Here is a 19349-nt window from a genome sequence, read left to right as displayed (position 1 = left end):
CCGGTAAATCGCTTTCCTCGCTGCGATCATATCTGATACTCTCCATCCCGGTGCTTCGGCTCGCCGTCAGACGGACCTCTCCGCAACACCGATCGGCCGGGCGCAGTCGCGTCGGCGTCTCGTCGCCCGGGTTCTTGACCACCGGTATCGACGCCGGTCAACGACGTGGGCAGTTAGTCGGCGTGCAGGCGGTCGTACACTCGCGAGAGGAGCGCGTTGACCGCGAGGACGACCGCGACGGCGAGGCCGATGCGCTCCCAGTCTGCGACTTCGAGGGGGAAGACGCCGAAGAGGCCAGCCAGCGGCGTGTAGAGGACGACCAACTGCAGGAGCAACGAGGCGGCGACGGCGGCGATCAGCCAGGGGTTCGAGAGGAGCGACGCGCCGAACCGCCGCCGGATGACCTGGATGATGCCCATCTCCGCGACGACGAAGAACGTAAACAGGAGCGTCTGCGCCCGGACGAGCGACTCGAACGTACGGAGCGACTCGAAAAAGAGCGCCAACCCGGCGACGGTGACGGTGACCCCGATGGTGACGACAGAGAGCGCGACCCGCCGGTCGATGACGCTCTCGCCGTTGTCGCGCGGCTCGCGGTCGAGGACGTCGTCGGCCTTCGGGTCGACGCCGAGCGCCAGCGCGGGCAGTCCGTCGGTGACGAGGTTGATCCACAGCAGCATGACGGGCGTGAGGATCAGCGCCTCCGACTGCGCCGCGAAGAGCCGCGGGAACAGCGCGCTCCCGATCAACACCCCGACGAACACCGTGAGCACCTCGCCGGCGTTCGCCGACAGGAGCAGGTTGACGAACTTCCGGATGTTGTCGAAGATGCCCCGCCCCTCGGCGACGGCGTCACGGATGGTGGCGAAGTTGTCGTCGCGGAGCACCATGTCGGAGGCCTCCTTCGTGACGTCGGTGCCGCGCATCCCCATCGCGATGCCGACGTCGGCGTTCCGAACCCCCGGAGCGTCGTTGACGCCGTCACCGGTCATCGCGACAGTGTGACCGTTCGCCTGGAGCGCCTCCAGCACGCGGACCTTGTGCTCCGGCGTCGCCCGGGCGAACACCTCGACGTCCTCGACGGCCTCGCGGAGTTCGGCGTCGGAGCAGGCGGCGATCTCGCTCCCGGTCATCGCGCCCGCGGGGTCGAAGCCGATCTCCGCCCCGATCGCCTTCGCGGTTTCGAGGTTGTCGCCCGTCACCATCACGACCCGGATGCCGGCGCGCCGACAGTCGGCGACCGCCCCCCCGACTTCGGACCGCGGCGGGTCGATCATCCCCTGGAGTCCGAGGAAGGTGAGCCCCGTCTCTAGGCGCTCCTCGTCGGCGTCGGGGTCGACCCCCTGCTTGCGGGCGAACCCCAGCACGCGGAGGGCGTCGCCCGCGAACGACTCGATCGTCTCGCGGATCGCCGCCCGACGGTCGTCGGTCAACTCCCTGACCTCGCCGTCGACGAGAACCGATTCACACCGGTCGAGGATCACTTCGGGCGCGCCTTTGGTGTAGGCGGTGTGTCCGTCGTCCTCGCGCACGACGACCGTCATCCGCTGGCGGTCCGACGAGAAGGGGATCTCGGTGACCCGCTCCCCGGAGCCGTCGATCCCGGCTTTCGCGGCCGAGACGACGAGTGCGACCTCCGTCGGGTCGCCGAAGTACTCGCGGTCCTCGGCGTCGGGTGCCGGCTCGGCGTTGTTACACAGCGCGCCACAGCGGAGGACGGGGTCGAGTTGCTCGGGCGCGACTGTCTCGCCGTCGCGCCGGAACTCCCCGTCGGGATCGAGACCGGAGCCGGTCACGTCGTACGTCTCGTCGCCGACCCAGAGTCGGGTGACGGTCATCTGGCTCTCGGTGAGCGTCCCCGTCTTGTCCGTGAGGATGACGTCGACGGAGCCGAGGCTCTCGACGACCGGGAGCCGCCGAACGAGGGCGTTGCGGTCGACCATCCGCTGTGAGCCGAGCGCGAGCGTCAGCGTCACGACGGCCGGGAGCCCCTCGGGGACCGCGGCGACCGCGAGCGTGATCGCCGTCAGGAGGACCGAGATCGCCCCAGCCTGGGTGAACGCGAACTGGACGGCGACGATCAGTCCGATCAGCCCGACGATCCCGTAGCCGATGCGACGCCCGAGTTCGTCGACCTCGTGCTGGAACGGGGTCTCGTCCCGCTCGGCCGCCTGTATCTGCGTCGCGATCCCCCCAACCTCCGTGTCCATCCCCGTCTCGACGACGACCGCCCGTCCGCGCCCCCGCACGGCGTTCGTGTTCATGTACACCATGTTCGACCGCTCCGCGAGCGGGGTCTCGGGGGCGAGCGGCTCGGTCGTCTTGGGGACCGAGGCGCTCTCGCCCGTCAGCGGTGCCTCCATCGTCTCCAAGTTGGTCGCCTCGACGAGGCGGGCGTCGGCCGGCATCGCGTCGCCCTGTTCGATGACGACGAGATCTCCCGGGACGACCTCGCGGGCGGCGACAGTCATCTTCTCGCCGTCGCGCACGACGGTCGCGTCGGGGGTCGAGAGTTCGCGCAGTCGCTGCATCGACTTCTCCGCCCGGTAGTCCTGGACGAAGCCGAAGACGCCGTTGCCGAAGAGGATGAGGAGGATCAGGCCCGCGTCGACGTAGTTCGGCTCCTGGCCCGGGAGCAACCCCACGGCGAGCGAGAGCGCGGCGGCGAAGATCAGCAGGTAGATGAGGACGTCCTGGAACTGCGCGACGAAGATCGAAAGCGGGGAGACGGAGCTCTCGTCGCGGATCTCGTTCGGACCGTACTCCTCGAGCCGCCGAGCCGCCTCCTCCGCCGTGAGGCCCGACTCGCCCATCGCCAGTTCGTCGTACAGGTCCGTCCGTGAGAGGCCGTGCCACTCGGTCGACGCCTCCTCGTGTCGTCGGGCGGACTCACTCATCCCTAGCCCCTCGAGTTGCGGTGCGGCTCTCCGCGCGGTGGTGGCTCGTGCGGTCGACGGCCGCTGGCGTCGGACGGAACATGGTGCCGGTTGTCACCTCGGTCACGGGCAGGCGGTTTATGCGCTACGACGAGTGGCAGACGGGGAACGAGCGCGCGGCCCGGGAGATTTCCGACACGGTCCGGCGTCAGTCGCCGTCGCGGCGGACGAGGTTCCCGACCAGGCGGTCGGCGAACGCGACCACGAGCAACGCACCGACGAGGTTGAACAGGAGGTCGAGGAGGGTGTCGGTCCGTCCGTACGAGACGAGGACGGGGTCGAACCCGATCCGACGCGAGAGCCCGTGTGTCGCGTACTCGGCGAGTTCCCAGAGCGCGCCGCCGCCGGCCACCCCGGCGAGGACGTGCGGTAGCGGGTCGCGGTCGCGGCGGCGGGCGACCGCGTGGACGACCCCGCCGAGGAGCGTCGCCGAGTGGGTGTGGGTGAGGTGGTCCCACCACCAGACGTCGTCGTACGGACCGAGCATCCCGACGGCGTGGGTGAGCATGGCCGACTCGGTGTAGAGCCGTTGCCAGGGCCGGAACGTGACGGCGTACCGTCGTTCGACGGCGTCCGGGAGGAAGGTGCCCGCGAGCGCGACGGCGGCGTTGGCCACGGCACTCGGATCCCGCCGTCGAACCCCCACGACCGCTACGGCGACGAGCGCGACACGGATCCCCCGTTCGGCCGCGTCCGTGAGCGGAGTCTGACTCTCTTCGGTCACGAGTGATCCACCTCTGACAGTCGGCACGGGCGGCGAAAAACGTTCGTGTCGTGCGTTGGACCGCGTTCGACCCCGGCCGGAGACGGTCGTACCGGGGCGGCGACCCTGCGTCGGACAGCGGGCGTCGAGCCGCCGGTCGGACGCCGGGAGCCTGTAGTTATACGGGGGCCGGGGCCGAAGCGCGGGTGTGACGGACACCGAACGAACGGCGATCCTCGGCGGGACGTTCACCCCCCTCCACAACGGCCACCGTGCCCTCCTGCACGAGGCGTTCCAGACCGCCAGTCACGACGGCCCGGCTGCGGGACACGTCGTCGTCGGCCTCACCTCGACGACGCTCGCGAAGCGGACGCGGAGCGACCCGGCCCACGCCGAATTGCTCGGTTCGTTCGACGAACGGCGGGCGGCCCTCGACGACGAACTCGACCGGATCGGTGGGGCGTACACCGCCAGCTACGAGATCATCGAACTGACCGACACGCAGGGACCCGCGGCGACCCGGGAGGACGTCGACGCGCTCGTCGTCTCGCCCGAGGCGAAGGCCCAGCGTCGCGCGCACGAACTCAACCGGCACCGCATCGAACAGGGACGCCGGCCGCTGGAAGTACACACCCCACCGTTCGTCATCGCCGAGGACGGCACCCGGATCAGTAGCACGCGCATCCGAAACGGCGAGATCGACGTTCACGGGCGCGTCGTCTCCGACACGCCCGAGTGATCGGCGCGGGCGGTCGCCGCCGAGATCCCCAGGCGCCGGCGCTTCCCGAATGAACTGAGTGACCGTTTACTGCGGTTTCACTCCGTTTAACCATCCCCGATTCGACTGACTAATCGAACGGTCGTTCAAATGATTGGGATTCATATATGAAATCGAAACCGACTCCGCTGATCGGGCTCTGTCTCGCAGTCGTGCTCGCGTCGGTCGGTGCGCCGCTCGTCGTCGCACAGTCACAGGAGCAGGTGATCGGCAAGCCGAACGTCGACGTCTACGTCCCGAACAACCAGGTCACGCCGGGCGAGGAGACGACGCTCGACGTCTACCTCTCGAACGACGGCGAACTGATCCAGGACGGAAGCACCGTCTGGGTCGACCGAGTGACCACGGCACGCGGGACGGTAGTCGAACTCAACGCCCGCGACAGCCCCATCGACGTCCAGACCGAGGCGATCCCCGTCGGGAACGTCCCGACGGGGACGGCCGGCCCGGTCCAGATCTCGCTGACGGTCCCCGAGGGGACGCCGCCGGGTGCCTACGAGGTCCCCGTCGAGGTCAGCTACAGTTACACGCGCATCGTCACGCTCGGAAGCGGCGAGCCGGAGTTCTCCGAGTCGACGTTCAGCGGGGACCAGACCATCACGATCCGCGTCGTCGACGCGCCGCGGTTCGAGGTAGTCGACACCCAGTCGACGACGCAGATCGGTGACCGCGGTGAGGCCACGATGACCGTCCGGAACGTCGGGACAGAACCAGCGCGAGACGCCCGCGTCTCGGTCGCCTCGTCGAGCGACGAACTCTCGTTCGGCACCGAGTCCAACAGCGCGGACTCGTTCGTCGGGAGCTGGCAGCCCGGGGAGACGAAGCAGGTGACGTACGCGCTGTCGGCGACGGAGGACGCCATCCAGCGCGAGTACTCCCTGACCGCCACGGTCGACTACACCGACACCGACGGCGTGCGGCAGACCGCCCCGGAGATGGTCACCGGCGTCACGCCGCGCGACGAGCAGTCCTTCTCGCTGTCGGACCTCGATTCGACGCTCAGGGTCGGCCAGGAGGGGACGATCTCCGGGACGGTCACGAACGACGGTCCCGCGACGGTGTACGAGCCGGTCCTCGTCGTCTCCGGCGGGTCGCAGAACCTCGACTTCACCGAGACCGAGTACGCCCTGTCGAGCCTGGCGGCCGGCGACAGTCAGTCGTTCTCATTCGAGGTCGACGTCAGCGACGCGGCGTCGGCGGGTCGCCAGCAGTTCAGCTTCGACGTCAACTACCAGAACGAGGCGGGTGACGACCGCACCAGCACCACGCTCCGTCGGGCGGTCGCGGTGGAGACCAGACGGGACCGCTTCACCGTCGAACCGGTCGAGTCGACGCTCGAACGCGGAGGCTCGGACACGGTCACGCTCCGACTCACCAACAACGGGGCCGAGCCGCTGAGCGAGGTCAGCGTGAAGACGTACTTCAACGACCCCCTCGGCAGCAGTGACGACGAGGCGTTCGTCCCCGCGCTCGCCCCCGGCGAATCGACCGAGATCCAGGTCGCGGCGAGTGCGGGCGGCGACGCGCTCACCAAACAGTACCCGGTCTCGGTCGACGTCCAGTACACCACGCCCGACGGCGACACGGAGCTCTCGAAGACGTACAAGGTCGCCGTCGACGTCGTCGAACCCGAAGGCGGTGGCGGTGGGCTCCCGATTCCGGCGATCGTCGGCGTCGTCGTCGTCGTCGGCTTAGGGGCCGTCGTCTGGCGACGCCAGCAGGACTGAGTCACTGGCATGGAGTACCAACACCTCATCGACCGCGTCGACGACTGGATCGTCACCCGTTCGAGGACGGTCATCCTGGCGTTCCTCGTCGTGACGGTCGTCATGTCGTCGGGGCTGGCGATGACGGCGACCGACTCCGGCACCGATCAGTTCACCGAGGACATCCCCGCCCAGGAGGCGGCCGACGACATCAACGAGCGGTTCGAGACCGAGAGCTTCGCCGACGGGACGGCCTCGACACAGCTCATTCAGTCGAACAGCAACGTGCTCGCGAAGCCGAGCATGCTGCGGATGCTGGAGGCCCAACACCGCCTCGAGGAGAACCCCGACCAGCGCGTCCTCGAGACGGCGAGCGTCGCGCGGGCGGTCGCCCGCGACATCGACCCGACGGCGACCACGCTGGACGCACAGATCGACGCGCTCGAACGGACGCCCCCCTCGACGGTCCGCGAACACACCCGGGCCGTACTGGCCGAGCGCCCCGGACTCGCGGGGCTGCTCAGCGAGGACTACAACCGCGAGTCGGTGACGGCGTCCGCGACGATCGGCACCGTCACGCACTCGCTCCCGAGCGCCGGCGACGGCGGCGCGGGCACGGGCGGTGACAGCCCGGCGCAGGAGATCCAACTGCAGGCCGAGGAGATCGTCGCGACCGTCGGCGGCGACATCCGCGTCTTCGGGAGCGGGCTCGTCTCCGCGGAGTTCGGCAACGTCATCGGCGACTCGCTGTTGATCGTCGTGCCCGCGGCCGTGACGCTCATCTTCGTCTTCCTCGTCTACGCCTACCGTGACCCGCTCGACCTCATCGTGGGCGTGGTGTCGCTCGCGATGGCGATCCTCTGGACGTTCGGCTTCATGGGGCTGGCGGGGATCGCGTTCACCCAGATGCTCATCGCGGTGCCGCCGCTCCTGCTCGCGGTCGGGATCGACTTCGGCATCCACGCCGTCAACCGCTACCGCGAGGAGCGCGTCCAGGGGAGAGAGATCGTCCCCTCGATGCGGACCGCGACGGACCAGCTCCTGGTGGCCTTCTTCATCGTCACCGGGACGACGGTCATCGGCTTCAGCGCGAACCTGACGAGCGCCCTCCCGCCGATCCAGGACTTCGGCCTCGTCGCCGGCGTCGGCATCATCTTCACCTTCTTCATCTTCGGGATCTTCCTGCCCGCGGCGAAGGTGTACGCCGACCAGTGGCGGTCGCGGACGCGGTTCCCGCAGTTCGGGAGCCAACCCCTCGGGAGCGAGGAGTCGGTGCTCGGGAGGGTGCTCCCGGTCGGCGTGAAGATCAGCCGCGTCGCCCCGCGGCTGTTCCTCGTCGTGATCCTCGTGAGCACGACCGGATTGGCGTACTACGGGACGGGCGTCGACTCCCGGTTCACCCAGGAGGACTTCCTCCCCCCGGAGGACAACCCCGAGTGGCTCCAGTCGCTCCCCGAGCCGTTCGCGCCGAGCCAGTACGACACGCCCGCGACGATCAACTACCTCGAAGAGACGTTCGAGAGCGGCGAGGACGACCAGGTGACGGTGTACGTCGAGGGGCCGTTGCGCCAGGACGACTCGCTGGAGCAGTTGGCACGCATGGGCGAGGAGCCCCCGGAGAGCTTCGTCACCCGTGACGGTCGCGCGGACTCGACGAGCATCGTCACCGTCATCCGCGAGCGCGCGGCGCGCGACGAGTCGTTCGCCGCCCTGGTTCGGAGAAACGACGCGAACCGGAACGGCATCCCCGACGACAACCTCGAGGACGTGTACGACGCGTTGCTCGCGTCGCCCGCCCGCGATCGGGCGCTCAACTACATCACCGACGACTACCGGAGCGCGCGGGTCCAGTACGCCGTGAAAGCCGACGCCGAACAGGCGGAGATCACCGCCGACACCCGCGACGTCGCCGACCGATCGCGGTTCGAGGCGACGGCCACGGGCGGCATCATCGTCTTCAAGGCCGTCTCGGACGTGATCACCGAGTCCGCGCTCGTCAGCCTCGCGCTCGCACTCGCCGGCAGCGCGGCCTTTCTCGTCGGTATCTACTGGCTGATCGAGGGTCGGCCGCTGCTCGGCGTCGCCAACGTCGTCCCCATCGCCGTCACCGTCGCGGCCATCGCGGCGACGATGCGGTACGCCGACGTCCCGCTCAACGCGCTGACGGGGACGATCCTCTCGATCGCGATCGGGCTGGGGATCGACTACTCCGCACACGTCGTCCACCGCTTCGCCGAGGAGTTCGACGACGACGGCGACGTGTACGAGGCGCTCGACGCCACGGTCCGCGGTACCGGCGGCGCGCTCACCGGGAGCATGCTCACGACCGTCACGGGCATCGGCGTCCTCGTCCTCGCGATCACGCCGGTCCTCGGACAGTTCGGCCTGCTCACCGGGCTGAGCATCCTCTACTCGTTCCTGGCATCGATCGTCGTGCTGCCCTCGACGCTCGTCGTGTGGGCGCAGCTCACCGGCCGCGGCGGCGCGTCGACCGCCGAGCCGAACCGTCCCGCTGACGCGACCCCCTCCAACGCCTGAGTCCCCCATGACGCACTCCGCGCCCACCCCATCGGCCGCCCCCACCCCACCGACGCCGTCGGCCCTCCCATCGACGGTCCCCGCTGACCCGGCCCTCCCCCGCACGCGGACGCCCCACGCACCCGACTCGCCCCGCTCGACTCGCGCGGTCGGCTCTCGAAGGGGTACGAGACAGCGCAACCGGATCGAGTCCCGGTTCGACGACCGACCGCACCGAGCGTCCACGCCGACACGGCCGGATACCACGCACCGACTCATGCCGAAACCCACAACCAATCCACCGACCGGACGGAGGCCCGACAGTGTCGTCGACTGACCAGGAGATCATGGAGGCGGCGTACCGCGTCCTGATCGACGGCGGCTACTCGGAGCTGTCGATCAGGCGCATCGCCGCCGAGTTCGAGGGGAGCCAGTCGCTCATCTACTACCACTACGACGACAAGGAGGACCTGCTCGCGGGCTTTCTCGACTTCCTCCTCGACGGGTTCGAGCAGGAACTGGCCGCGATCGAGACCGACGACCCGGCCGAACGGCTCACCGAACTCGTGGCGCTGATCGTCCCACAGCGGGACGACCCGGACAGCCTCCCCTTCCAGCAGGCGCTCGAGGAGATCCGGACCCAGACCCCGTACCACGACCGCTACCACGACTCGTTCGCGGAGCTCGACGACCGGCTCCAGTCCGAACTCGAACGGACGATCCAGCGCGGTATCGACGACGGCACCTTCGCCGGCATCGATGCCGCCGCGAGCGCCGAACGGCTCCACCTGTTGCTGTACGGCGTCGTCTGTCGGCACGTCCCGATGCGCGACTGGGACGGGATCGACTGCGGGCTGGCGACCATCGAAGCCGAGGTCGAGTCGTGGCGCGAGTGAGCCGACCCCACACCGGAGCGTCGGTATCCGGAGCCACTCGAACAGTGGGGCACGCGCCGACCCGACCGGGCCCCTGCGTGGGTTCGACGCCGTGGCTCCCGCTGGCCCCCATGCCGCCCGCTGGGTCGCGCCGACGAGCGACTGTTCGTCCCGTCACCACCGAGAAGATATGTCGTCGTTCCTAAAATTTTAGTGCCGGAACGTGTTCTGTGTGGCCACATGTCGTGGACGGAGTATCTCACCGTCGACACAATCAAACGGCTCGTTGCCGTCGTGAAGAAGCTCATCGTCGCCGCCGCGGGACTGTGGCTCCTTTTGGCCGTCGTGGGGATCGTCTGGATGCTACTCACGGATCTCCTGGTCACGGGGTACGTCGTATGGGCGCTGTTTCTCGCCGCGATCCCGGTGCTGTACCGGAGGGGGCGACTCGACATCGGCACGTTCGGGGCGCTTGTCGGGTCGTTCGTGCTCGTCGAGTCAGTCGTGAGCCTCGCCGTCTACCCGCGTACCGAGACCATGCAGCATTTCCTCCTGATGCTGTTTTTCGCCGCGATAACCCTGATGACCTGGGCGAACCCAGGGATGTGGACGGGTAACTCGGGCTCGGTCGACACCGGCATGGACGACGACTGGCCGATCGAAGACACGGACGACGGCTCCTCCGGGCGTGCGATCGTGTACGAGACGGTGTGGGGCGAAAGCCCCGACGACGACGACTAACTGTAGCGGCGGGGACGGCTATTTGCCGTCGTATCCCCATCGCCCACGGGAAGAATGGAGTTCCCGAGTCACGCCGAGACCGAACGTCTCCTCGGCCCACAGCCGCTGCCCCGGTTCGTTCGCGTCCGGTACGACCCGCAGACGGAGCGCGTTACAGACCCCGCTTCGACGGCGCGCGCGGAGCTCGATCGACTGGCGCTCGACGCGCTCGCCCCCGGCGCGACGGTCGCCGTCGGGGTCGGTTCCCGCGGGATCGACGCCCTCGACGACCTCGTGGCGGCCATCGTGTCGGGGCTGGCCGACCGTGGCGTCGAGCCGGTCGTCGTCCCCGCGATGGGAAGCTACGGGGGCGCGACAGCGGAGGGCCAGCGGGAGGTGCTCGCGGCACTCGGGATCACCGAACGTCGCGTCGGCGCGCCGATCGACGCCCGGATGCAGACCAAACGCGTGGGGGACGTCGCCGTCGGCGACGCGACGCTTCCCGTCCACGTCTCGACCGCGGCGCTCGACGCGGACGCCGTTTTGGTGGTGAACCGGGTCAAACCGCACACGAACTTCAGCGGGCGGATCGAGAGCGGCCTCTGCAAGATGCTGGTCGCGGGGCTCGGCAAACAGCGCGGGGCCAAGGCCTTCCACGCGGCGGCGATCACGGAGGGGTACGTCCCGACACTCGAAGCCGCGTTCGGCGTTATCCACGACACCGCTCCGCTCCTCGGCGGGATCGCGGTCGTCGAGAACTTCCACGAGGAGACGGCCCACGTCGAAGGCGTCCCCGCGGGAGCGATCCTCGACCGGGAGCCCGATTTGCTCGTCCGGGCGCGCGAGGAGATGGCGACGCTCCCCGTCGAGGACGTCGACCTGCTCGTCGTCGACGAACTCGGCAAGGAGATCTCCGGAGCGGGGATGGACACCAACGTGATCGGCCGGTACCGCGTGCTCAACGCCGACGACCCCGAGACCCCACGGATCAAACTGATCTACGCACGCGGCCTCTCGGAGCGGACGAAGGGCAACGGCAACGGGATCGGACTCGCCGATGTGACCCGTCGGGCCGCCGTCGACCAGCTCGACGTCCGGAAAACGTACGCAAACGCGCTGACAAGCGGCTCGCTCGCGAAGGCGAAGCTCCCGGTGGTCGCCCCGGACGACGAGTGTGCGCTCCGGATCGCCCTGGCCGCCCTCGGCGGCCCCGACCCCGACGCCGTCCGGGCCGTCTGGATCGAGAACACCCAGGATCTCGGCGACCTGTACGTCTCGACGGCGGTCGTCGACGACCTCCCCGCGGGGGCAACCGTCCAGGGGAAGGCTAGCCTCACCTTCGAGGACGGCACCGCCTCGTTCGCGCCACGGTCGGACGGCGACGACTAACGGGCGTGATGACGGGTAACGGCGGGCGGCGACGCCGTTCGCTCTGCGGCCGTGACGGCTCGCTTCGACCGGTGGCCGGGTCGCTTCGATCGCGACCCGACGGCCGAGCGTCGGGTTACCGCGACGGATACTTTTTCACGGCCGTCGCCGGATGCTACCCACATGGACCTACAGATCGGGGGCAACGCCGCGCTCGTGACGGCCTCGTCGAGCGGTCTCGGCAAGGCGTCGGCGACGGCGCTCGCCCGCGAGGGAGTGAACGTCGTGATCAACGGGCGGGATGAGACGGCGCTGGAGGAGACACGAGAAGAGATCGCAGCGGTCGCGACCGGCGAGGTCGTCGCCCAGCCCGGAGACATCACGGAGCCCGACGACGTCACGGCGCTCGTCGACAGGGCCGTGGAGGCGTTCGGCGGGATCGACCACCTCGTGACGAGCGCTGGAGGGCCGCCGTCCGGCGCGTTCCTCGACACCACGGACGACGACTGGTACGACGCGTACGACCTCCTCGTCATGAGCGTGGTACGGCTCGCCCGTGCGGCCGAACCCCACCTGCGAGACGGCGGGGGGACGATCGTCACGATCACCTCCCGGAGCGTCAAGGAGGCGCTCGACAGTCTCGTGCTCTCGAACGCGGTGCGCATGGGCGTCATCGGCCTCGAGAAGACGCTCTCGACGGAGTTCGCCCCTGACGTGCGCGCCAACGCCGTCCTGCCGGGGGCCCACGAGACGGCTCGCATCCGGGAACTCGTCGATCAAGCGGTCGAGCGCGGCGAGTACGACTCCTACGAGGCGGGCCTCGACGACTGGGGGACGAACCCGCTCGGCCGCGTCGGCGATCCGATGGAACTCGGCGACACCGTCGCGTTCCTCTCGTCACCCCGCTCGGGCTACATCAACGGTACCGCGATCCCCATCGACGGTGGGAGCACGGGGTCGAACCTGTGAGACCGGTCGAGTTCGAAGAAGCGGCGTCGTACGAACCCGACGAGGGGTGGCGGCGCGTCTCGCTGGCGGGGAGCGATCGGTTCTCGTTCGAGTGGTTCGAGAAACCGCCGGGACACAGTTCGCCGATGCACGCCCACGAGAACGAGCAGGTGTGTCTCTGTCTCGGCGGCGAACTCACCGTCGAGACCGAGGACGACCGGGTGACGCTCGAACGGTACGACTCCGTGTTGCTCGAAGCGGACGAACCACACCGTGTGGAGAACACCGGCGTCGAACGGGCCGTCGGTCTCGACGTGTTCGCCCCCGGCCGGTCGTTCGATTTCTGGACCGACCGGGAGTGAACGCCACCGCGGCGGCCGGCCCGGGTCGTGAGCAGTGGCGAGTAACAATATTTAACATTTTATGCCGGTTGGGTTAATATATGACCGTCGTCAGCGTCTCGCTGCCGGAGGAGTTGCTCGACCGGATCGATCAGTTCGCGGATGACCACGGCTACACGGGCCGGAGCGAGGTCATGCGGGAGGCGAGTCGCAACCTGCTGGGCGAGTTCGAGGACAAGAAACTCGAAGGCCGCGATCTGATGGGCGTCGTCACCGTCGTGTTCGACTACGAGACGACGAGCGTCGAAGAGCGGATGATGCATCTCCGCCACGAACACGAGGACATCGTCGCCTCGAACTTCCACAGCCACGTCGGGGGGCACCACTGTATGGAACTGTTCGTCCTCGAGGGCTCGCTCGAGGAGATCTCGACCTTCGTTGGGAAAGTGCGAGCCACCAAGGACACCCTCACCGTCGACTACTCCGTGCTGCCGGTCGACGACTTCGGCCCGCTGGCCGGGATGGGCTGATCGACCTCGTCGACCGGACCGACAGTCGGCTGCGACGTGGAGGCTGCGACGCCGAGTCGACGATGGGTTCGGGGTCGCAGAGCCGACTCACGGACTGTTCGTGACCAACGAGCGTTCGGCTTTTGTCATCCGGTCCACCATCGGTCTGGTGGTGGAGTCGCGGGCGATATCCCCGGTCGTATCGATTCGGCACCGGTTCTACCAGACGGCGAAGAGGTTCAACCACCACGGCACCGCAGTCAGCGATCGTGCGTTCGAGAACGTATCTGTAAACAAATACGTTCGGTTTTTTACCTACTAAAATATAGGTTCGGTTCGAGTCCGATATCTATGGCGGCACACACGAAATCGGAAGCCGAGTCCGTCGAGTTCGCTCCCGAGATGGTGAGCAGCAACGACGAGAAACGTGACGTCCGGCAGCTGCTGTTTCTCGTGAGTCCCGCGAAGAGACAACAGCGTGAAGTGCGCCAATGTGCCTGAAACGGCAGAGAACGAGGCAATCGATTCGTCACAGGTCGATTGTCGTGGGCGGACATAGTGATTTTCAACTGGCACGAATTACGATCTCGTTGATCGAGATCTGTTTCGAGTCGGGGCCGCTGTCGTGCTGTATATCAGCGTTCCGTCCCCGGCCGCGAATCTCTGTTCGGCCGCATTTGCCACCAACCTTTCGGAACGTTGTTTTGTATTCAAGATCGATAGATAAGCAGAGTGAAACTGGACAGTCCTGTGAGTCTTGGACTCGGGTGTCCGGTTTCGCGCCGCGAACACCGACGCGATCCACTCGGTGTATCCGCTGAGGCGGCCGCTCTTGGTTGTCGGGGCGAGTGCAGCGTTCTCACCGTCACCGAGTGAGAGTTCGGTGGCGAAATCGACCGACTGAACCGTCAGCTCGGCAGTTCGATCGAAGAGTACGGGTGTAGCTCGCCCATACTCGTCGTACGGGGTGCTTCCTCGGAGTCCTTCGATGACGTCGTTCGGCCGTGCTTTTTGTCGAGAGAGGCTGGCGCCGTTCGACGATTCGAAGTCGAGGCGCTAGAGCAGTTCTTTCGGGAACTTCGCGGCGACGGTGTACTGAGGATTGACCAGTTGGGCGAGCCGTGCACGACCGACGGCACTGCACAGTTGATACGCGTCTGTCTCGGTGAAGTCGTACTCCGTGACCAGCCAGCCGATGAGCTCCTTGTACGCGAGTTTCGCCGCGTCCTCGGCGGGTCGGGCCGCAGCGACGGTCATGAGCTCGTCTTCCGACTCGATGCGCGGCCACGAGATCTCGTAGTCCTCGATCACCTCCACGCGGAGCGTGACGACAGCCGGGACCTCCACACTGATGCCACAGATCTCTCCATCGCCTTGCGCCGCGTGGCAGTCGCCGAGGTACAGGTAGCCACCGTCGACGTCGACGGGGAGGTAGAGCGTGTTCCCGACTGTGACGTCCTTGCAGTCCATGTTCCCCCCGTGAGCGTGTGGTTTCACCGAATAGATCGATTCGTGTTTCTCGGCGGTGCCGATCGTTCCGACCTGCGGATGGGTGGGGAACTCGATCTCCGTGCCGTCCTCGAGCGGATACGTTACGGTTCCGTCGTCGATGTCACAGAAGGTCGTGTGGGGGTCGCTGGGCTCGGAGAGGTTGAACACCGCACCTTCGAGGCCACCGAACCCCGGGAAGACGTTGATCACTCCCCGGTCCGGCAGTTCGATGTCGACGATCTCGATCGCCAACGTGTCGCCCGGTGAAGCATCTTCTACCTCGATCGGACCGGTGACCGGGTTGATGTTGTCGGCCAGTTCGTCAGTGCCCCAGACCGCTTCCATCGGGGTCTCCTCGTCGAGAACGTCCCCGACGTAGTCGTACGTCTCGACCGCGAACGTCTCTCCCGGCTCGACCGTTTCGATCGGCGGACGATCGGGACTGATCGTGAGGTGTGCGTGCTCTGCTTCGGTTTTGCTAACGTGTTTCATTGGGATGGTCGGGTGTACATCGAACCGCGAAAGTCCCCGGTTCGACGGGTCGTCGTCGGTCGTCAGTTGATACGGTCGACGAACCGGGTTGCACGGTCGTCGGGCGGGTCTTCGGGTCCAGGCGGATCCGGCGGATCCGGTCGTCGATTCGCCTTCGAACACCGGCGTCGGGCGACTACGTCGTCAACCGGGGTCTGCTTCCCGTTCGATGACACGCCGTTCCGACGGGCGTGGTGTCGTGTGCGTCTCCCGCTCGGCGGTGGTGCGCTCCGCCCAGTGGCAGGCAGTCTCGTGACCGTCGTCGCCATCGACCGACTGGAGGAACGGTTGCTGTGAGACGCACTGGCCGTTTATGAACTCCGGACACCGAGGGTGGAAGCGACAGCCGCTCGGTGGATCCGTGACGCTCGGTGGGGAGCCTTCGAGTGACTCGCGGCCGCGGTGTTCGCCTTCATCGACACTGGGGATCGCCCGCAAGAGGACCCTCGTGTACGGGTGCTTCGGGTTCTCGAAGATGTCTTCGGTCCGTCCCCGTTCGACGATCTCGCCGGCGTACATGACCGCGATCCGGTCACAGACGTGTCGCACGACGTTGAGGTCGTGCGAGATGAAGACGTAGGAGAGATCGTACCGCGTCTGTAACCGGTTGATCAGGTTGAGTATCTGCGCTTGCAGCGTCACGTCGAGTGCCGAGACGGGTTCGTCGAAGACGATGAGGTCCGGTTCCGTCACGAGTGCCCGACAGAGGCCGACGCGTTGACGCTGCCCGCCGGACAGTTCGTGTGGATACGCGTCCAGATGCGACTCCATCAGACCGACTTCCTCGAACAGGTCGGCGACGCGCTCCCACTTCTCTTCGCCGGTGGCGATGTCGTGCACCGCGAGCGGCTTGGCGACGCTCTCGCCGACCGTCTTGCGCGGGTTGAGCGCCGAGAGTGGGTCCTGAAAGACGTACTGCATCCGCCGACGGATCGGTTTCAATCGTCGACCGGAGTACGTCTCGATGTTGGTGTAGTCGAACAGGATACTCCCGTCGGTGGGCTCGTAGAGCCGCGTCAGCGTGCGGCCGAGCGTACTCTTCCCACAGCCGGACTCACCGACGATACCGACGGTCTCTCCCTTGTGGACGGTCAGGTCGACCCCGTCGACGGCCTTCGCGTACTGCTGGTCGCCGAAGAGTCGGCCGAACAACCCGTCTTCGACCGGGAAGTGTTTCTTCACGTCGACCGTCTTCAGCAGTTCGCTCGGCCGGTCGTCGTCGGAGTCCGTCCGTTCGTGGTGGCCGTTCACCGTCGGCCGAACGTCCGTCATTCGGACACCCCCAGTCCGGGAGTCGAACCGTCCGTCGCCGAGGGCTGGTCGTCGTCGGGCGCGTACGCGTGGCAGTACGTCGTGTGAGTTTCGTCTACCGTGTACTCTGGGAGTGGATCGGTGCATGCATCGAACGCCTCCGGACACCTGTCACGGAAGGGGCACCCCTCGGGGCGGTTCCGCGGATCGGGTGCCGATCCCGGAACGGTCTCCAGTTCCGATCCGGGCTGTGCGTATTCGGGGATGCTCCGGAGGAGTGCCTTCGTGTACGGGTGCGTGGCAGCTTCGAAGATCCGGTCCGTCGGCCCGCGTTCCATAACCGATCCCGAGTACATCACGGTTACACGGTCGCAGGTCTCGGAGACGACGCCGAGGTCGTGCGTGATGAGCAGGATTGCGACGCCGAGGTCGTCACAGAGGCTCCGCAGTTCGTCGAGGATACCGGCCTCGACCGTGACGTCGAGCGCCGTCGTCGGCTCGTCCGCGATGATGAGCGACGGATCGCCAGCCAGCGCCTGGGCGATCATTACCCGTTGGCGCTGGCCTCCGCTGAGCTGGTGTGGATACTCGGTGGCCCGTTCGTCGGGGTCGGGGATCCCGACGGTCTCCAACAGTTCGACGGCTCGTTGCCAGGATGGAGACTCCCTGTCGGTTCCGGTGTCCCGACGGTGTCAAAGAACCGCTCCATGAGCTCTGACTCGAGTTCGAGGAGATTCCCGTTGCGGAATGAGCGCGGACGTTCGATTTCAACATCTGCCTCGTGGAAGAGAGTCGCCGAGTCGTCGATGAATAGGATGCGATCGCTCCGGAACGGCGGCCGAATCATCATCTCAGGGGCGACGGCCGGACCGAACCCGGATACGGAGATTCGGCACGTGTTCGTCCGGCAACTCGAAGTTATCGGTAGTACGCAGAACAGCCAGCGGGACATCGAAGAGATCATGCAGTACGTCTGGGACGGGAGAGTCGAGCCGATCGTTCAGGCGATGTACCCGCTCGAGGAGTACGCGGAGGCGTTCGAGAAGATGGCTGACCGGGACCTATACGGGGAACTGCTCCCGACGCAGCGGGAGTGAAGTGGGCGACTCGTCGCCGACACGGTTGACGGCGGCAAGCGACTCGGAGTGGCGATCCGACGTTCTGTGTCCCCACCGACCGAAGCGGTTCACGACGGCGACCTCGGGGACACTGCCGGGGTGCGACTGGTTTTAAACACGATCGGTTGTAACTGAGACTATGGTCATGGACCACGTCACGACCCTGGAGTGTACCATCTGTGGTGCCGAGTACGACCCCGAGCAGGTGATCTACACCTGTCCCGAGCACGAAGGCGTCGCGGGTATCCTCGAAGTGAAGTACGACTACGACGTCATCGCTGAGAACTTCGACGCCGACCTCGACGGCGACATTCGAAGCCAGTGGAAGTACGCGGCGTTCCTCCCGGTCGACGACGACGCCGAACCGGTGACACTCAACGAGGGTGGGACGGACCTGTTCGACGCGCCGAACCTCTCGGAGGCGCTCGGCGTCGAGACGCTCGTCAAGGACGACGGGCGGAATCCGACCGGCTGTTTCAAAGACCGGGCCAGTTCCATCGCGGTCACGAAGGCCAAGCACGCCGGGCGAGACATCATCACCTGCGCCTCGACGGGGAACGCCGCCGCGTCGCTCTCGGGCTACGCCGCCCGCGGCGGCCTAGACTGCCGGATTTTCGTCCCGGGTGACGCTCCCGAAGGGAAGCTCGCCCAACCGCTGGTGTACGGGGCCGACGTCCTCGCCGTTGACGGCACCTACGACGAAGCCTACGATCTGAGTGTGGAGGTGACCGAGGAGTATGGCTGGTACAACCGTAACGCGGCCATCAACCCCTTCCAGGTCGAGGGGAAACGGACCGTGGGTCACGAACTCGCCGAGCAATCCGTCGTCCGCGGGGAGGTTCCCGACTGGGTGGTCTTCTCAATGGGTGACGGCTGCACCATCGCCGGCGCGTGGAAGGGATTCCGCGAGTTCTACGAACTCGGGCACGTCGAGGACACGCCCAAGATGCTCGGCGTGCAGGCCGAAGGAGCGTCGGCGATCCACGACGCGTTCCACAAGCACGACGACACGGACGACCTCGCGGACACGATCGCCGATAGCATTGCGGTCGGCCGGCCGCGGAACACGCTCAAGGCCTGCCGCGCGCTGGAGGAAAGCGGCGGGGCGAGCCTCCTCGTCAGCGACGACGAGATCCTCGAAGCCGAGAAACTCCTCGGCAGCACCGAAGGAATCTATTCCGAACCAGCGGGCGCGACGCCGGTCGCGGGCGTCGAGACGGCGCTCGCCGAGGGTGTCATCGACTCCGACGAGACCGTCGTCGTCACCTCGACCGGGTTCGGGCTCAAAGACACCGCGAGCGCGAAGCAGGCGACTGCCGACGCCCACCGAATACCTCCCCACCTCGAAGCGGTGCAGGAACTGTTCGGTACGTCGGCGGAGTAGTTCCACGGCGCGAACCGCCCGTCGCTGTGACCCCTCGTGAGAAGCGAGCTACCGAAAAACGATTGATAATGATTAGTACGAACCATTACCGGTAAGATACGGCCAGATGTCTGGTTCGGTGATCGCGCTCAGCCCTCGTGGAATGTAGTCTTTGGCTCTGTAGTTTTAGTACA

The 19349-nt window shown here is 66.9% G+C and carries 17 protein-coding genes and 1 pseudogene; 12 read left to right on the top strand and 6 right to left on the bottom strand.

The window, feature by feature from the left end; genetic code table 11:
* Positions 1–173: 173 nt before the first annotated feature.
* Positions 174–2897, bottom strand: a complete 2724-nt coding sequence (locus tag NKJ07_RS20315) for a cation-translocating P-type ATPase (protein ID WP_318570739.1) — start codon at positions 2895–2897, stop codon at positions 174–176.
* A gap of 187 nt (positions 2898–3084) precedes the next feature.
* Positions 3085–3660 carry a DUF2238 domain-containing protein gene (locus NKJ07_RS20310; protein WP_318570738.1) on the bottom strand — a complete coding sequence of 192 codons (576 nt, stop codon included), beginning with the start codon at positions 3658–3660 and terminating at the stop codon, positions 3085–3087.
* 187 nt (positions 3661–3847) lie between these two features.
* Between NKJ07_RS20310 and NKJ07_RS20305 the strand changes: the two genes are divergently transcribed.
* The 10 genes from NKJ07_RS20305 to NKJ07_RS20260 all read left to right on the top strand — a co-directional run bounded on the left by NKJ07_RS20305 (position 3848) and on the right by NKJ07_RS20260 (position 13723).
* Positions 3848–4378 (top strand): phosphopantetheine adenylyltransferase, encoded by a 531-nt coding sequence (locus tag NKJ07_RS20305; RefSeq protein WP_318570737.1) that lies wholly within the window; start codon positions 3848–3850, stop codon positions 4376–4378.
* 146 nt (positions 4379–4524) lie between these two features.
* Positions 4525–6144, top strand: a complete 1620-nt coding sequence (locus NKJ07_RS20300) for a COG1361 S-layer family protein (protein ID WP_318570736.1) — start codon at positions 4525–4527, stop codon at positions 6142–6144.
* Positions 6145–6153: 9 nt separating this feature from the next.
* Entirely contained in the window at positions 6154–8661 is a 2508-nt protein-coding gene (locus tag NKJ07_RS20295; RefSeq protein WP_318570735.1) for an efflux RND transporter permease subunit, read from the top strand.
* A gap of 302 nt (positions 8662–8963) precedes the next feature.
* Entirely contained in the window at positions 8964–9536 is a 573-nt protein-coding gene (locus NKJ07_RS20290) for a TetR/AcrR family transcriptional regulator (protein WP_318570734.1), read from the top strand.
* 219 nt (positions 9537–9755) lie between these two features.
* Complete coding sequence (locus NKJ07_RS20285) at positions 9756–10256, top strand: hypothetical protein (protein ID WP_318570733.1); 501 nt, start codon at positions 9756–9758, stop codon at positions 10254–10256.
* 54 nt (positions 10257–10310) lie between these two features.
* The gene (locus NKJ07_RS20280) at positions 10311–11624 is read left to right on the top strand and encodes a nickel pincer cofactor-dependent isomerase, group 22 (RefSeq protein WP_318570732.1); all 1314 of its coding nucleotides are present in this window, start codon (positions 10311–10313) and stop codon (positions 11622–11624) included.
* A gap of 162 nt (positions 11625–11786) precedes the next feature.
* Positions 11787–12572, top strand: coding sequence for an SDR family oxidoreductase (locus NKJ07_RS20275; protein ID WP_318570731.1), 786 nt, complete (start codon positions 11787–11789; stop codon positions 12570–12572).
* The gene (locus NKJ07_RS20270; RefSeq protein WP_318570730.1) at positions 12569–12913 is read left to right on the top strand and encodes a cupin domain-containing protein; all 345 of its coding nucleotides are present in this window, start codon (positions 12569–12571) and stop codon (positions 12911–12913) included. Before NKJ07_RS20275 ends, NKJ07_RS20270 begins: the two co-directional genes overlap by 4 nt.
* 80 nt (positions 12914–12993) lie before the next feature.
* Positions 12994–13422: a nickel-responsive transcriptional regulator NikR gene (nikR, locus tag NKJ07_RS20265; protein ID WP_318570729.1), complete on the top strand. Its 429-nt coding sequence runs from the start codon at positions 12994–12996 to the stop codon at positions 13420–13422.
* Positions 13423–13522: 100 nt separating this feature from the next.
* Positions 13523–13723: a hypothetical protein gene (locus tag NKJ07_RS20260; RefSeq protein WP_318570728.1), complete on the top strand. Its 201-nt coding sequence runs from the start codon at positions 13523–13525 to the stop codon at positions 13721–13723.
* A 734-nt stretch (positions 13724–14457) separates the two neighbouring features.
* On the opposite strand, the gene NKJ07_RS20255 is transcribed toward NKJ07_RS20260, so the two are convergent.
* The 4 genes and pseudogenes from NKJ07_RS20255 to NKJ07_RS20240 all read right to left on the bottom strand — a co-directional run.
* A complete protein-coding gene (locus NKJ07_RS20255) occupies positions 14458–15384 on the bottom strand; it encodes an acetamidase/formamidase family protein (RefSeq protein ID WP_318570727.1) in 927 nt (308 codons plus the stop codon).
* 183 nt (positions 15385–15567) lie between these two features.
* Positions 15568–16695 (bottom strand): ABC transporter ATP-binding protein, encoded by a 1128-nt coding sequence (locus tag NKJ07_RS20250; protein ID WP_318570726.1) that lies wholly within the window; start codon positions 16693–16695, stop codon positions 15568–15570.
* Positions 16692–17183: an oligopeptide/dipeptide ABC transporter ATP-binding protein gene (locus NKJ07_RS20245; RefSeq protein ID WP_343230490.1), complete on the bottom strand. Its 492-nt coding sequence runs from the start codon at positions 17181–17183 to the stop codon at positions 16692–16694. The genes NKJ07_RS20250 and NKJ07_RS20245 overlap by 4 nt, the downstream gene beginning before the upstream one ends.
* Positions 17175–17321 (bottom strand): annotated as a pseudogene (locus NKJ07_RS20240) (ATP-binding cassette domain-containing protein); the annotation flags it as partial. The pseudogene NKJ07_RS20240 and the gene NKJ07_RS20245, both read right to left, overlap by 9 nt.
* A 159-nt stretch (positions 17322–17480) precedes the next feature.
* Here NKJ07_RS20240 and NKJ07_RS20235 point away from each other — a divergent pair.
* On the top strand, positions 17481–17771 hold the full coding sequence (locus tag NKJ07_RS20235; RefSeq protein WP_318570725.1) for a zinc-binding dehydrogenase: 291 nt from the start codon (positions 17481–17483) through the stop codon (positions 17769–17771).
* A gap of 160 nt (positions 17772–17931) precedes the next feature.
* Positions 17932–19176: a threonine synthase gene (gene thrC / locus NKJ07_RS20230; protein WP_318570724.1), complete on the top strand. Its 1245-nt coding sequence runs from the start codon at positions 17932–17934 to the stop codon at positions 19174–19176.
* Positions 19177–19349: the final 173 nt, after the last annotated feature.

Origin of the sequence: Salinigranum marinum, from assembly GCF_024228675.1 — an archaeon.
GTDB classification, from domain to species: Archaea; Halobacteriota; Halobacteria; order Halobacteriales; family Haloferacaceae; genus Salinigranum; species Salinigranum marinum.
The sequence above is the reverse complement of the archived record's forward strand: the minus strand, read 5'-3'. Positions and strand labels throughout refer to the sequence as shown.